General features: G+C 42.7%; 15 protein-coding genes. 10 read left to right on the top strand and 5 right to left on the bottom strand.

What is annotated here, in order from left to right; all coding sequences use genetic code 11:
• Positions 1–140 precede the first annotated feature (140 nt).
• Positions 141–974 carry a S1 RNA-binding domain-containing protein gene (locus R7R24_RS09745; protein ID WP_017633794.1) on the bottom strand — a complete coding sequence of 278 codons (834 nt, stop codon included), beginning with the start codon at positions 972–974 and terminating at the stop codon, positions 141–143.
• Positions 975–1,166: 192 nt separating this feature from the next.
• Between R7R24_RS09745 and R7R24_RS09740 the strand changes: the two genes are divergently transcribed.
• Positions 1,167–2,519 carry a hypothetical protein gene (locus R7R24_RS09740; RefSeq protein ID WP_005377421.1) on the top strand — a complete coding sequence of 451 codons (1,353 nt, stop codon included), beginning with the start codon at positions 1,167–1,169 and terminating at the stop codon, positions 2,517–2,519.
• Between the two features lie 33 nt (positions 2,520–2,552).
• On the opposite strand, the gene R7R24_RS09735 is transcribed toward R7R24_RS09740, so the two are convergent.
• Positions 2,553–3,050, bottom strand: a complete 498-nt coding sequence (locus tag R7R24_RS09735) for a DUF4442 domain-containing protein (RefSeq protein WP_005377418.1) — start codon at positions 3,048–3,050, stop codon at positions 2,553–2,555.
• A 372-nt stretch (positions 3,051–3,422) separates the two neighbouring features.
• Here R7R24_RS09735 and R7R24_RS09730 point away from each other — a divergent pair, with 372 nt between their 5' ends.
• Positions 3,423–4,481 (top strand): 3-deoxy-7-phosphoheptulonate synthase, encoded by a 1,059-nt coding sequence (locus tag R7R24_RS09730; protein WP_047102331.1) that lies wholly within the window; start codon positions 3,423–3,425, stop codon positions 4,479–4,481.
• A 21-nt stretch (positions 4,482–4,502) separates the two neighbouring features.
• Positions 4,503–4,985: a YajQ family cyclic di-GMP-binding protein gene (locus tag R7R24_RS09725; RefSeq protein WP_005377415.1), complete on the top strand. Its 483-nt coding sequence runs from the start codon at positions 4,503–4,505 to the stop codon at positions 4,983–4,985.
• 101 nt (positions 4,986–5,086) lie between these two features.
• Here the strand turns inward: R7R24_RS09725 and R7R24_RS09720 are convergent, their stop codons facing one another.
• The gene (locus R7R24_RS09720; RefSeq protein WP_005390199.1) at positions 5,087–6,007 is read right to left on the bottom strand and encodes a bifunctional precorrin-2 dehydrogenase/sirohydrochlorin ferrochelatase; all 921 of its coding nucleotides are present in this window, start codon (positions 6,005–6,007) and stop codon (positions 5,087–5,089) included.
• Between the two features lie 460 nt (positions 6,008–6,467).
• Here R7R24_RS09720 and R7R24_RS09715 point away from each other — a divergent pair, with 460 nt between their 5' ends.
• The 5 genes from R7R24_RS09715 (at position 6,468) to R7R24_RS09695 (ending at position 11,708) form a co-directional block, all read left to right on the top strand.
• Positions 6,468–7,496, top strand: coding sequence for an amino acid ABC transporter substrate-binding protein (locus R7R24_RS09715; protein ID WP_005377403.1), 1,029 nt, complete (start codon positions 6,468–6,470; stop codon positions 7,494–7,496).
• Positions 7,497–7,713: 217 nt separating this feature from the next.
• Entirely contained in the window at positions 7,714–8,919 is a 1,206-nt protein-coding gene (locus R7R24_RS09710; protein ID WP_005377402.1) for an amino acid ABC transporter permease, read from the top strand.
• Position 8,920: 1 nt separating this feature from the next.
• Positions 8,921–10,018: an amino acid ABC transporter permease gene (locus R7R24_RS09705; protein ID WP_005389988.1), complete on the top strand. Its 1,098-nt coding sequence runs from the start codon at positions 8,921–8,923 to the stop codon at positions 10,016–10,018.
• A gap of 23 nt (positions 10,019–10,041) precedes the next feature.
• The gene (locus R7R24_RS09700) at positions 10,042–10,791 is read left to right on the top strand and encodes an amino acid ABC transporter ATP-binding protein (RefSeq protein WP_017634609.1); all 750 of its coding nucleotides are present in this window, start codon (positions 10,042–10,044) and stop codon (positions 10,789–10,791) included.
• 248 nt (positions 10,792–11,039) lie between these two features.
• On the top strand, positions 11,040–11,708 hold the full coding sequence (locus tag R7R24_RS09695; protein ID WP_017634610.1) for a Bax inhibitor-1/YccA family protein: 669 nt from the start codon (positions 11,040–11,042) through the stop codon (positions 11,706–11,708).
• Positions 11,709–11,784: 76 nt separating this feature from the next.
• Here R7R24_RS09695 and R7R24_RS09690 read toward each other — a convergent pair whose 3' ends face one another.
• Positions 11,785–12,159, bottom strand: a complete 375-nt coding sequence (locus tag R7R24_RS09690; protein WP_005377398.1) for a chromosome partitioning protein ParB — start codon at positions 12,157–12,159, stop codon at positions 11,785–11,787.
• Between the two features lie 908 nt (positions 12,160–13,067).
• On the opposite strand from R7R24_RS09690, the gene R7R24_RS09685 reads away from it, so the two are divergent.
• A complete protein-coding gene (locus R7R24_RS09685) occupies positions 13,068–13,397 on the top strand; it encodes a TusE/DsrC/DsvC family sulfur relay protein (RefSeq protein WP_005377396.1) in 330 nt (109 codons plus the stop codon).
• A gap of 2 nt (positions 13,398–13,399) precedes the next feature.
• Here R7R24_RS09685 and yccX read toward each other — a convergent pair whose 3' ends face one another.
• Positions 13,400–13,672: an acylphosphatase gene (gene yccX, locus R7R24_RS09680; RefSeq protein ID WP_017634611.1), complete on the bottom strand. Its 273-nt coding sequence runs from the start codon at positions 13,670–13,672 to the stop codon at positions 13,400–13,402.
• A 90-nt stretch (positions 13,673–13,762) separates the two neighbouring features.
• Here yccX and R7R24_RS09675 point away from each other — a divergent pair, with 90 nt between their 5' ends.
• On the top strand, positions 13,763–15,166 hold the full coding sequence (locus tag R7R24_RS09675) for a methyl-accepting chemotaxis protein (RefSeq protein WP_053304484.1): 1,404 nt from the start codon (positions 13,763–13,765) through the stop codon (positions 15,164–15,166).
• The last annotated feature ends 128 nt before the right edge of the window (positions 15,167–15,294 follow it).

Genomic DNA, 15,294 nt, shown 5'->3' with positions numbered 1-15,294 from the left:
CATTTCTCTCTATGTTCACCAACAAAATTATTGTTGGACAAGTTTAGCGCAGGCTCTGCGGAGCCGTTTCCCCTAGGCCCAAAAAAAGGAAAAGTTTGGGCCGTTTTTTTGGCTGTAGTTCCACTATACGTGAGTTTGGACTACGCTAGACGAATACCGTCTTTCTCAATGACAATTTTACCCTGCTTGTATAAGCCACCGATGGTCTTTTTATAAGTCCCTTTACTTGTGCGGAAAGCATCAAAAATCGCTTCAGGAGAAGACTTGTCATTCAAAGGCAAAAATCCGCCTTTCTTCTCTAGCAAGTCAAGGATCTTACTAGAAAGATCGTCCATTTTCGCCACACCGACTTTTTGTAGAGCAAGGTCGATTTTGCCATCTTCACGAATGTGCTTAATAAAGCCTTTCAGCTTTTTACCGATGTAAAGCTTACCAAAAACATCCGATGGGAAAATCATGCCCCAATGCTTACCATTAACGATAGCTTTATAACCAAGTTGACTACGCTCTGCGATGATCAAATCAACTTGCTCGTTAACTTCATAATTCGCTGGAGTTTTATCTAACCATTTATTGAACTTAGTCGTACCAACAATGCGACCTGACGCTTTGTCGGTATAAACATACACTAAAATGGTTTGTCCGGCAGAGAAGCGAGTGCGTTGCTCACTAAAAGGAATCAGTAAGTCCTTTTCTTTGATGCCCCAATTTACAAAAGCACCTGTCGCATTCACACCCTCAATCTTCATTAAACCCCATTCACCCACTTGGGCAATTGGTCTTTCAATGGTCGCAGCAAGTTGGCTTTCTGAATCGAAGTACAGAAATACGTCTACATGCTCACCAATTTCAGTACCCTCTGGTACATACTTACTAGGTAGTAGAACAGAACCGTAATCATCGCCATCCAGAAATACGCCAAAATCAGCCTTTTTAATGACTTCTAAGCTGTTAATTTGACCAATTTTAATCATTGATTTTGTCTCTTTTTAAATTTACGTGGAATTATACCTAAACTAACAAGAAAATCAGAGAGAAAAGCATAGTGCTCTGTTATGCTGTTGTCGTTCAGCTATATGCCCCAGTCACTCTTTTAGCACTCTTATACTTACCTGCTCAACGGAACGCATAAGTTAAGAATGCTTTAGCAAAGTCAGGAGCTTTCTTTGGTCACCGTCGATAAACAAGACTCAATAACATTAAAAATCAGTCATGCACTCGCAAAGAGCAAAAGTGTCGACCTAGATATTTACTTTTTTATACCTGGTGAGCTTGGTTTAAACGCCGATATCATCAGTGAATCCGAATTTTATTACACCTCAATCACACAGCAACGATCTTATTACAGTACTGAAATCCTTCTTCCGCTAGTACACAGTCGACTTGCCAAACGTGGACGCCTGTCGAATCAGCAATACCGAGTAAGTTTGAGTTTGTTCGCTTACCAATACGTTATCGCGCTAGACAAAGCGGTAGCAAGTTTAAACAAGCATGAGAACAACTCCGTAACGGAAGATGAAGTGGACGAAGTTATCGAGCTCACGCTTGAGATCTTAAAGCGCTTGCGGCGTTCTATTCCTTATGAAGAGAACTTAAAACGCTACTACGTTAACATCGATAACTATCTGTCTTGGTATACCGAGCAAAAGTTCCTGTCACTGGTGGCCCATCTACCACGTGAAGGCGACTATGGCACGATCAAAAAGCGTCTGATCACGCTATGTGAGAAAGAGCAAGCCCATCGTAAACTCAACAAATACAACTCATCAAGAGTCGTTGAAGACGTTACTCGCCTATCTAACAAAATGCGCTTGCTAAGGCGATTGATTGAACACCCTATCGTGCTTCGTGAAGAAACCATATCGATGGGTAACAACATTAAGCGCGCTATCAAAGGTATTGCAACCGGTTTAGTGATGGTTGTCGTGACCTCGACCGTGATTCTCGCTCGCGATTATCTGGGGGAAATTTCTGCCTCATTCATTATCGCGATGTCTTTTATTTACGCTTTACGAGAAATCTTTAAAGATGATTTACGCGATGCCATGTGGCGATGGATCCGTAAAGGCAAACCAAAATGGCGTAAGAAGTACGTTGATCCAACGACGAAAAAAGTGGTTGGCAAAAAATTGGAGTGGCTCGATTATCGTACCTTAAGTAGCTTGCCGGATAAGATTCAAAGAATACGTAAAAAACGCGTCGTTCAACGTGAAGAGCAGATTCTTCATTATCACGAGAAAACCGAAATGGCGACCTCTCTTTTCTTGAGTGGTTACGAACAAACGAGAGAAACATTGAACATCAGTTTGCGCCCTATCATCCGCTTGATGGATAAAAGCTCAAACCGAGTTTACCGTTTAAATGAAGGTCAAGTAACCAAAGAGTCAGTAGAGAAACGTCATTTGCTCAATGTGATTGTCAAAGAGGACAACCACACCGATGAGCCTGTTTATTACCGCTGGAAAGTGGTCTTAAATCGCTCCAAAATCGTCTCTATCGAGAAGATTGAACTCAATTAAGCCAACGCCTTTAAACAAACGAGCCACAAACCACTAGGCAGCCTCTTTTCTTTGTTGGGCTGCTTTTTTTATCGAAAGAGTAAGCGAAAATTCAGCCATTGGCTCGTCACCATGTAAGTTAGGACACAGCGCGACAATTTTTACGTCACGATTTACTCGTTCACCCGTTGCCAAGGTGTGCTCGAGCATCTCATCAATGACATGACCATCGTTACAAACAAAGTGCACATCGGCTTCCGGGCGCTTTAAAAACTCGGCTTTCACACCTTTAAATGCTAGCGAGATCGCTTCTCCCTTTTCTTGCGCTTTACTCATAGCAAGAAAACCACCAGCAACATCAGCGCCAACGGCTAAAGCGCCGAAATACATGCTATTCAGGTGGTTCTTCGTTCTTCTGCGCAATGGGATACGAACCTCAACATGCTTGCTATCTATCGCAATGATTTTAGGGTGGCAAAGCCAAATCAGCGGCACTTTCGAAAAGCCAAACAGATTTAGATACAAATTCGCACGACGTAGAGCTGATAACATTTTGGTCTCCTTACCAATCTAGTCAGACCAGTTAATCAACGAAAGAAATAGATGTCAAAGAAATGTTAACAAAAGCTCGATCTCACGAGTTATTTAACCCTCATGAAGTGACGGCGTCACCCGTGAGGTATGAAGTTTATCGCAGTTACTTAGATTACCTTACAGCGAGATAGATAAAATGGTTATAAATTCAAATGTATATATATTGATTTAATGATCAAGTTTTGTCATTTATACATAAGTCATTTAAATGAATACCTACACCTTTGTATACAATTCGGTATTTCCTGGCGAAGATTCCCGTGAAACGGTTTATTCCTGCCTGTAATTCCGTTATCTTTACCCCTTCGCAATAGAGAATAAAGCTATAACATGCCTATAAAAACAGATGAATTGAGAACCCAGCCTTTGGGTCCAATGCCTACCCCAGCAGAGCTAGGTAGTGTACATCCTATTACGGATGACGTTGCAGACCGTATCGCTCAATCTCGTCGTCAGATTGAAAACATTTTATCGGGTGAAGACGATCGCCTTCTTGCGATTGTAGGTCCGTGTTCTGTTCACGACACTGAAGCTGCCATTGATTACGCCACTCGCCTGAGTGAAATCCAAGACAAGTACAAAGACGAACTGTTTATCGTGATGCGTACTTACTTTGAAAAGCCTCGTACAGTAGTTGGTTGGAAAGGTTTGATTACGGACCCTAACCTAGATGGTTCTTACGCACTTGAAGCTGGTCTTCATAAAGCTCGTAAACTACTACTGGATATCAACAAGCTTGGTCTTGCGACTGCTACTGAGTTTCTTGATATGATCACTGGCCAATACATCGCGGATTTGATCACTTGGGGCGCGATTGGTGCTCGCACAACGGAATCACAAATTCACCGTGAAATGGCGTCGGCACTATCTTGCCCAGTTGGTTTCAAAAATGGCACAAATGGCAACGTAAAAATTGCAATTGATGCAATTCGCGCATCGAAAGCATCGCATTACTTCTACTCGCCAGATAAGAACGGTCGAATGACGGTTTACCGCACAAGTGGCAACCCTTACGGTCATATTATTCTGCGCGGTGGAGAAAAAGGCCCTAACTTTGATGAAGCATCAGTCAAACAAGCATGTGATGCTTTAGCTGAGTTTGGATTGCCACAACGTTTGGTTGTGGATTTCAGCCATTCAAACTGTCAGAAGCAACACAGAAAACAAATCGACGTAGCTCAGGACATTTGTAACCAAATTAAGTCAGGCAGCACTCGTATTGCGGGTATCATGGCTGAAAGCTTTATTCTTGAAGGCAATCAGCCAATGACTGACATCAATAACCTAACGTATGGTCAGTCTATTACAGATCCATGCCTAGGTTGGGAAGACACTGCTACAATGCTAGATATGCTGGCAAGCGCTGTTAAGTCCCGAAAGTCCCTATAACAAAATAATCAAGGAATCTTCATGCCATCGTTTGATATTGTTTCTGAAATCGATACGGTTGAACTACGTAACGCCGTTGATAACGCTAACCGTGAATTGTCTACTCGTTTCGATTTCCGCAACGTAAATGCGAGCTTTGAGCTAGTAGAAGAAAACGTAAAAATGTCTGCGGAAGGTGACTTCCAACTTAAGCAAATGCGCGACATTTTACGCGGCCACTTAGCGAAGCGTAACATTGACGCGAACGCAATGGATGCACAAGACCCAGACGTTACTGGTAAAAACTGGCACCAAACTCTGCTTTTCCGCCAAGGTATTGATACTCCAACGGCGAAAAAAGTAGTGAAACTTATCAAAGACGCAAAGTTAAAAGTACAAGCCTCTATTCAAGGCGACAAAGTACGTGTTACTGGTAAGAAACGCGACGACCTGCAAGCGACAATGGCAGCGATTCGTGAAGCAGAGATGGGTATCCCATTCCAGTTTAACAACTTCCGTGATTAATCAATCTGAGAAGTAAATAAAAACGCCAGCGCATAATCCGCTGGCGTTTTTTATTGCCTTTAGTGTAACGAACTACGTATCCACTTTAGCATTTGGCATTGCTAGATAACTAAGTCCTGCCCTTGCAGCAATACGAATTCGCTCGTTCCTTGTGGTATGAACACGCAAATTCGAAGCTTTTCAGCTTTAGCCTTAGCCAGCATATCCGAAAGCTCAGCAGCGCTCGAGAAAGCTTCTCTTTCTGCATCTCTTCGTATTAGTTCTAACACATTCGCTTCACATCGAGTTGAGTACAGAGCCAGCTCCGCTTGTTGCATATAGCGTACGGCTTTTATTGGCAACATCTCAACATCTTTCCCAACATGAACCCAAGTACAACTTCCCTTTTCATCTAAAGGTGTTGCCATGGTCGCTTGGTAAATTGCTTCTAACTCACGATTATCTCGCGCGTTTTCCACCTCGGGATTCGAGAAGAATTGCTCCCAAAACTTGCGGCGTAAATCGACACTAGGCAGCGCCTCTTTAATTGAGTTTCGCTTTGAGTTAGCAAAATCCGCCATCAACCCCATGTTTTGTGGCAGTATCGATTCAAGTTTTTCACGGATGTTTCGAATTAAAACTGGCGAAGCTCCACCACTAGAGATAGCGATTTGGATGCGGCCACGATTAATCATAGACGGCGTGATGAAATCACAATAAGGCTTATCATCCACAACGTTAACCAAGATGCCTAGCTCTTTGGCATCTTTGTACACTTGGTGATTTAGCTCAGGATTGTCTGTCGTCGCCCACACTTGAACAAAGCTTTTAGTGACAATGTCACTCGAATAGAAACGTTGTACCCAGCGTAGTTGATGCTCAGAAGCAAGCTTAGACAGAAAATCAACCAACGTCGGAGAAACGATAGTTACATCCGCCCCAGCCTTTAGCAACGCTTCCACCTTTCGGCTTGCCACCTCACCGCCACCCACGACGAGAACGGGTTTATTAATTAAATCTAAGAACAGAGGAAAATATCGCATTTCAATCCATGATTACTCTAATTAGCTGTTGTAGACCATGCTACCAAAAATGGGGCAAGCTCATCACCCTGTTTCGGTATCACAAATAATTTTTGTTTGAATTTTTACTGAACTTCACCTTGCTCAGCTAATGACAGTTTTAATAACAACTTTTTATTCTTTTGTATTGTTCACTCTTCTATTGATTGTTCTGATGCACCAAATTGTCCATGAATTGCACTATTTACAAACAATTAACATTTCGTCATTCTAAATCTCAAGGCACTTTGTAAGTTCTCTCAAAACTTCATTTAAATTATATATTTGAGAATTAACAGATCCTTTCCTACGCTTATAACTGGTTGATCTATCGAATGCCGTTTCTTCGAAAATCAATCACGTAGGACGATAACTCTAACGAATTGGACACGTTATTTCAGGTCACTCCTGATTAAACATGGATCATACAGGAAGGATACAAATGGCAAATAAACTCACAGTTCTTGCTTCCGTCGTAGCGGCTTCTACTGCGATGATGGCAACATCAGCTCAAGCAGCAGACACTACTCTGGACAAAGTCACAAAACAAGGCTTTCTTACTTGTGGCGTAAGTACCGGTCTACCTGGTTTCTCTAACCCTAACTCAAAAGGCGAATGGGAAGGTATCGACGTAGAATATTGCCAAGCACTGGCTGCAGCCGTTCTTGGGGATAAAACGAAAGTTAAATATGTCCCCCTAACCGCAAAAGAACGTTTCACTGCGCTTCAATCTGGTGAGATTGATGTGCTTTCCCGTAACACGACCTGGACTCTCCACCGCGACACTGCACTGGGCCTAAACTTCGTAGGTGTGAACTACTACGACGGTCAAGGTTTTATGGTGAAGAAGGAACTTGGTATATCAAGTGCTAAAGAGCTTGATGGTGCGTCGGTATGTGTTCAATCAGGTACAACAACCGAGCTAAACCTTGCAGATTATTTCCGCAACCAAGGCATGGCGTACAAACCAGTGGTATTCGACACAGCGGCGCAAACTTCGAAAGGTTTTGATGCGGGACGCTGTGACGTATTAACAACTGACCAATCTGGCCTTTATGCACTACGTTTGAATTTGAAAGATCCGTCCTCTGCGGCCGTTCTTCCAGAAATCATCTCTAAAGAGCCACTAGGTCCAGTCGTTCGTCAAGGCGATGATCAATGGTTTAACATCGCTAAGTGGACATTGTCTGCGATGATTAACGCTGAAGAATACGGTATTAGTTCGAAGAATGCGGATGAAATGCTGAAGTCAACAGATCCAAACATCAAGCGTATCCTTGGTGTTGATGGCCCTAAAGGCAAAGGGTTGGGTATCCGCGACGATTGGGGCTACCAAGTTATCAAACAAGTTGGTAATTATGGTGAAAGCTTCGAACGTACAGTCGGTACTGGTTCGCCGTTAGAAATCTCTCGTGGCGTTAATGCGCTATGGAATGCAGGCGGCTTTATGTACGCGCCACCAATCCGATAGAAAGAGTTAATCAGGGCGGTTCATGCCGCCCTTTTTCTTGATTATATCTCACTGTATGAGTAAGGCTCGCTCATTGGATGGCGAAAAGCGCTCGCTTGGTGGAACGGCTTTAAAGGTTCGTACGTCACCAGACATGGAGCGTTATTCTTTAGCCAGCAAGGACGAAACTTCTTTATACAGGCCGATATCTATAACTAAGGTTTGAGGTTATCGCTGTATGAAACCGACACAAGATGCATCGCCAAGTACGATGTCCAAACCAAGCGGAAGCAAGAGCCTGATTTATAATCCTGCCTTTCGTTCTGCTATTTTCCAGATCATTGCCATTGCTGCACTGGTATTTTTCTTTTACACGATTGTAAACAACGCTCTCAATAACTTAGATGCTCGTGGTATTGCAACGGGCTTCGGTTTTCTGAATCAAGAAGCCGGGTTTGGTATTGGGTTAACACTAATTGAATACGATGAAACGTACTCTTACGGTAGAACATTTATCATCGGCCTTCTTAATACGGCGTTAGTCTCCGTATTAGGTATTATTCTGGCTACTGTGATTGGCTTTACCATGGGGGTTGCCCGCCTTTCTTCTAACTGGTTAGTTAGTCGTTTAGCGGCAGTTTATATCGAAACTTTCCGAAATATCCCCCTTCTTCTGCAAATATTCTTCTGGTATTTCGCTGTTCTTCAAGCATTACCCTCACCACGCCAAAGCTTAAGTCTTGGTGAAGCTATTTTCCTGAACGTTCGTGGCTTATATTTCCCTGCACCGACTATGGAACCCGGCAGTAGCTACGTTATTGCCGCGTTAATCTTCGGGGTAATCGCAAGCTTATTAATTAATGTATGGGCGAATAATAAGCAACGTCTCACTGGGCAACAAACCCCAATGGGAAGAATAGTTTTGGGTTTAGTTGTTGGCCTTCCATTGGTTGTGTACTTCCTTGCTGGTATGCCAATTTCACTGAATTATCCTGAACTAAAAGGGTTTAACTTCCGAGGTGGTATTAGCATTATTCCTGAATTGGCTGCGCTACTTTTGGCATTGAGTGTTTATACAGCTTCTTTCATTGCTGAGATTGTTCGCTCTGGTATTAATGCGGTTAGTCATGGTCAAACCGAAGCAGCGATGTCGCTAGGCTTACCACGCTCGAAAACTTTAAAGCTTGTTGTCATTCCTCAAGCGTTACGAATTATTATTCCACCTTTAACCAGTCAATATCTCAACCTCACCAAAAACTCATCGTTAGCGATGGCGATTGGTTACCCAGATCTTGTCTCTGTGTTTGCTGGTACTACCCTGAACCAAACGGGACAAGCGATTGAGATCATTGCGATGACGATGGGCGTGTACTTGACATTAAGTCTGATTACGTCTGCATTAATGAACTTGTATAACCGTAAAGTCGCGCTGGTGGAGAGATAATATGAGTACTCATCAATTTCAACCGGATCTCCCGCCACCCGCCAATACTGTAGGCTTCGTTGGTTGGATGCGGAAAAATCTATTTAATGGCCCTATCAATTCCATTGTTACTGTCATTCTTGCGTATATTGTCGTAACTGCAATATGGTATATCGTGGATTGGGCGTTTATTAACGCAGACTGGATTGGCTCAACGCGTGACGACTGTAGCCGAGATGGTGCTTGCTGGGTATTTATCAGCGTGCGCTGGGAGCAGTTCATGTATGGTTTTTATCCAGAGTCCGAACTATGGCGCCCTCGCCTGTTCTATATCACATTAGCCATATTTACTGTTTTACTCGCGTATGAGAAGACACCGAAACGGATGTGGATTTGGCTTTTCTTCGTAAACATCTACCCATTCATCATCGCTGGACTTTTATACGGTGGTGTCTTTGGACTAGAAGTGGTAGATACACACAAGTGGGGTGGACTACTCGTTACGCTCATTATTGCGCTAGTTGGTATCGTAGTTTCATTGCCAATTGGTGTGGTGCTTGCGCTTGGTAGACGTTCAGAGATGCCGATCATTCGCAGCATTTGTACCGTCTACATTGAAGTTTGGCGTGGCGTTCCTCTGATTACGGTTTTGTTCATGGCTTCGGTTATGCTTCCATTGTTTATGTCTGAAGGCTCAGAGACAGATAAACTGATTCGCGCCCTTATAGGTGTGGTTATGTTTGCCTCCGCTTACATGGCAGAAGTGGTACGCGGTGGTCTACAAGCCATTCCGAAAGGTCAATATGAAGCCGCTGATGCGCTTGGGTTAAGTTACTGGAAAAAGACTGGGCTGATTATCTTGCCACAGGCGCTAAAGATTACTATTCCTTCTATCGTGAACACCTTCATCGGTTTGTTTAAAGACACCAGTTTGGTACTCATCATTGGCATGTTTGACGTACTCGGTATAGGACAAGCAGCAAATACCGACCCTGAATGGTTAGGTTTTGCTACAGAAAGTTATGTATTTGTCGCGTTAGTGTTTTGGGTATTTTGTTTTGGCATGTCGCGCTATTCGATATGGCTTGAAAACAAACTTCATACCGGTCACAAACGATAACTCATCAAGATCAAGGACGTATTATGACGCAACAACAAGACTACATGATCCAATTGAAGGACATGAATAAATGGTATGGTGAGTTTCACGTACTAAAAAATATTAACCTCGACGTTAAGCGCGGCGAGAAAATCGTTATCTGTGGTCCATCAGGGTCGGGAAAATCAACGATGATTCGCTGTATTAACCGTCTTGAAGAGCACCAAACAGGCAGCATTTACGTCTCTGGTACGGAATTAACTGAAGACTTAAAGAACATTGAAGCAGTACGCCGAGAAGTAGGCATGTGCTTTCAACACTTTAATCTCTTCCCTCATTTAACCGTACTGGAAAACTGTACGCTCGCGCCTATCTGGGTGAAGAAGATGCCAAAAGATGAGGCAGAAGCAGTTGCGATGAAATATCTGGAACGTGTAAAAATTCCAGACCAAGCGGAGAAGTATCCCGGTCAGTTGTCTGGTGGTCAGCAACAACGCGTGGCGATTGCTCGCTCTTTGTGTATGAACCCTAAAGTCATGCTTTTTGATGAGCCAACATCTGCACTCGACCCGGAAATGGTTCGCGAAGTACTGGATGTAATGGTCGAACTCGCCGAGGAAGGCATGACTATGCTTTGTGTGACACATGAAATGGGCTTTGCTAAAGAGGTTGCCGATCGCGTGATATTCATGGACGCAGGAGAGATCATCGAAGAAAACAACCCGGTCGATTTCTTTGAGAATCCTCAATCGGATAGGACCCAAAACTTCCTAGCGCAAATCTTACACCACTAAGATTTAGCCGAATCGACATAAAAAAGCACTGGTTTCTATGAAGCCAGTGCTTTTGTTACTAAATTCAAAAATCTGTGTGAGAATCAACATAGCTATGCTAGGCAGTAATATTGTGTTACAAGTTGCCAAATACATAACATCTTATTTCCATTATCATTTTATCTAGGATATGCATGAAAAGGGCTTGATTTTTTGAACTTTCAGCCCCATAAATGTACCAATAGTAAACTCCCTTATTGAGGATAATTATGAACAGTCCAATGTTTACTCGTTCAACAAGTGTTCCTAATACACTAGAAACTAACAAAGTACTGAAAAACACTTACTTCCTACTGTCGATGACACTGATGACCAGTGCTATCGCAGCAGTCGCGACTATGGCAATGCAAATTTCACCAATCATGGCAATTGTGATGCAGGTTGCAGCGATTGGTATTTTGTTCTTTGTTATGCCAAAGGCAATCAACTCATCATCTGGTATCGTTTGGACATTCGTTTTCACGACTCTAATGGGTGGTGCTTTAGGTCCAATGCTTAACTACTACGCATCAATTCCAAACGGTCCTACTATCATTGCTCAAGCTCTAGGTTTGACTGGTATGGTGTTCCTTGGCCTATCGGCTTACACCATTTCAAGCAAGAAAGATTTCTCTTTCATGCGCAACTTCCTGATGGCAGGTTTGATCATTGTGATCGTTGCAGCGCTGATTAACATCTTCGTTGGTTCAACAATGGCTCACCTAGTAATCAGCAGTGTTTCTGCACTCGTGTTCTCTGGTTTCATCCTATTCGATACAAGTCGTATCGTTCGTGGTGAAGAGACAAACTACATCAGTGCAACAATTTCGATGTACCTAAACATCCTTAACTTGTTCACTAGTCTGCTAAGCATTCTAGGCATCATGAACGACGATTAATCGTTTCTCGTTAAGTAGAATAAAAAAGCCCGAAGGTAATTCCTTCGGGCTTTTTCTTTGTGTGCAATCCAGTGTATTACGCCTGCTCTACTGACAACTCTATAACTTCGTCAGCTTCTGGATTTTCTCTAAAGCGTCTCACTTTGATCGTTTCCTCTCCTAACATGATTTGCTTGGCGATTCGGTGCATACCGTCAAAAACACGATAGTCACTGGTTAAGATTACCGGATACGACAAATCAGCATTGTTGATTCGTTGGCAATGTTTTGCAATTTCACGGCAGGTTGGCTGTGGCCCTTCATGACTAAACCAAGTCACTTCATTTGGGCCTTTGATATCATCAATCGAAATTTCTTCTACAGGTAAGGATTCTGCAAGTTGCCAAATACGCTCGATGGACCAAGTGGATTTTACATTGTCATTAATCTCAATGTAACGTTGTTTCGACATGACTAACTCCTTGTCATCATTGTTGTTTCTAACCTGAATACAGGCTTTCATTAATCCAATGAGAATATCGGTCTATGAAAACAAACACAACGTTTAAGCTATTAATTCTCAAACAATCGCTATATCGCTTGTATGAGCGCTTTATAATCACCTCTCTCAGTTTGTAAACTGATTTCAAGGTATAACTTGTCTTAATTCAAACCGCGACTTCGCAATCGCTCATCGACTGATGACAAGAAGCAAAATACTCCAAACGCAACCCACCAATAACCGAACATCTTGAGCGCGGGCAACCAGACTACTGATTTACCAGCTACGCTAAAAAATATGTAGGCCGACATCATCGGTGTCACTAACATGACTCCCCAAGTCAAAAAAAGTAACGGCCCATAGATGTACTGCAACCAAGCATACTTCGGTTTTATAGGATTATGTTTTACAAATCCCGTCAGACATAGAAAAGAGAAAATGCTAAAGCATGCTTGCAGTACCGCCCATCCAATGGAAACGAAAAGATTCGACCACTCCATACACTCCTGAATTGCTCCGTGTTGTTGTTAAGCATGGGTGAACATAACGATTTTTTTCAATTTATTCTTTTGATTTAAAACTAGTTTATATTCGTTGTGATCGACTTATCTAAAACAATAAATATAACTGACAAATCAATCACACCAAGCGAATTGCATAACAATGCAAAACCACCGATATCAACCCCGAAAATTTTCTAACAACACGAATAAAAAAACAAACTTATGCTTAAAATATAATTTAAGAGTATTCAGTTATAGGCCACTACTTTGTACGCTTTTGATTCGCTCGATACGACTTCGAGATTCTTTTGTTGAGAACATTCTCGGCTGTCGCTAATCTATAAACATCCATGTTTACTTAACGGATAAAACGTTATGTTCGTTTACAACGGCAAAGAAATTGAAACGGATGCTCAAGGCTACTTATTGGATCATACTCAATGGGAAGAAGGTATGATTGAGCTTTTAGCAAAAGAAGAAGACATCGAGCTTACGGATGCTCATTTGGAAGTTGTGCATTTTGTGCGAGACTTTTATGAAGAGTTTAATACCTCCCCTGCAGTGCGTATGCTTGTGAAAGCGATGGAAAAAGCGCACGGCCCAGAAAAAGGTAACAGTAAGTATCTATTCAAGCTGTTTAAAAAGGGGCCAGCCAAACAAGCAACCAAATTAGCCGGCCTACCAAAGCCAGCTAAATGCTTGTAGATTCATAAAATTTTAAAACCGCGTAACGGCTTATACGACGCAGGTTCCTGCATCACATGCTCTACTGTTGCCGTTCGCGGTCCTTCTTGTAACCATTCCGAAAACGCAACTATTTGCGCGTCTGTTCCACACGCCATCACTTCAACATCACCATTGTTTAGGTTCTTCGCATAACCTGTTAACCCTAGCTTCAATCCTTGATGGGAAGTATGGTAACGAAAGCCCACGCCTTGAACATGACCTTTTACTATAAATCTCTCACACTTTACGTTCATCTTTGTACCGCTTCTTTTTACTGAGTGATATATTCTTTTCGTCTATTCACCCCACTAAGGATAGTGGGTTTTTGCACGGTTATTATAATTATGAAAGAAATTCCATTCCGCTGGATTGATAAGTATCTCATTCACTTAAAGATTCAAGAAAAGTTCTATTTGCTCTTCGTTCTCCCTCTTCTTGCTTTAGTCATTCTCACTCTCGTCCTTAATAGCGCGGCTAATACACTGATCTCAAGTATGTACCAAGAAGAGCTCATGCTTATGAAAGGTCTGATAGAGGCAGGCAACCTTTCTCAATCTCAAGTAGCAAGCCTCATAGCGGGTTCAGAAACCGTTTCTATTGGCTCAGGGCCGCAATCCGTGTCAGTTTTAAATGGTGCGTACAGCTTGGTTGCAAACCATGAACTTTCTTTATGGACTGCCCTATCAACGACTCAAGTGAGCATCATCTGTGTGAGCTTGTTTATTCTCGCTCTTGGCGTTTACTACATCATGACGTTTATTGGCGGCGCGATGTTCACGATGAACAAAGCATTAAACACTCTTGCTGGTGGCGACCTAACTGCGAGAATGAACTTCTTCCCTGTTCGCGACGAGTTTAGTGAAATTGCTATTACGATAGACAAAGTTGCAGAACGAGAGCAACAAATGGTGCTGTCGATTCAAGAGTCTGTGGCTTTAATGCAACAAATTAGCTCAGATCTGAATCAATCGATTCATCACAGTTCAGATATTTCAGCGACTCAGCAGGAACACCTCAACTCTCTTGCGAGTGCAACTGAACAGATGGCATCAACGATTCGAGAAGTCGCGACACTAGCTCACGATTCAAGCACGCAAACCGATGATGCACGTAACGTGGCTCAGTCTGGACAAGTGAAAGTTGAGAATACGCTTCACTCGATTTCGAACCTTTCTAATGAGATTCAATCTGCGTCTCAAGCCGTTGCCGAGTTAGATGCCAATGCAGCACAAATTGATGAAGTAGTGACAACAATCAATGGGATCTCCGAGCAAACCAACCTACTTGCTCTGAACGCGGCTATTGAAGCTGCACGTGCTGGAGAACAAGGTCGTGGATTTGCGGTCGTTGCGGATGAGGTTCGCGCTCTTGCGGGACGCACTCAGCAAGCGACAGTTGAAATCCAAACGATGATTGAATCATTACAGCGTAACAGCCAGTCGCTTACTAAGCTGATGGAAGTGACAGTTAATAATGCAAATGAGGGACAAAACCTCATGACGGAAGTGAATCACGAAATCGGCTCTTTGGCAGATAAAAATCAAACTATCTCCGACAGTAGCATTCAAATTGCAACAGCAGCTGAAGAGCAAGGTGTAGTCGCGGACAATATCGCCTCAAGCGTTGAAGAAATTCGAGTTCAAGCAGATAACGTGTGCAATATGATAAGCACGACTTCACAAAACGTTGATCAACTGCGTAAGCAAAGCGACACAATGGAAGCACTACTTACTGGACTTAAAGCATAGCAACGGAATCTGTTACAGCAAATTCAAATAAAAGGGTCACTTTAGTGACCTTTTTTGTATTTAAAAGTCACTACAATGTACTGGATTGCCGAGGGATATTGCTTTTACCATTCACATCCCGGACAATA

The sequence above is a fragment of the Vibrio sp. 704 genome, from assembly GCF_033339295.1.
This window is presented reverse-complemented; position numbering and strand designations above follow the sequence as displayed.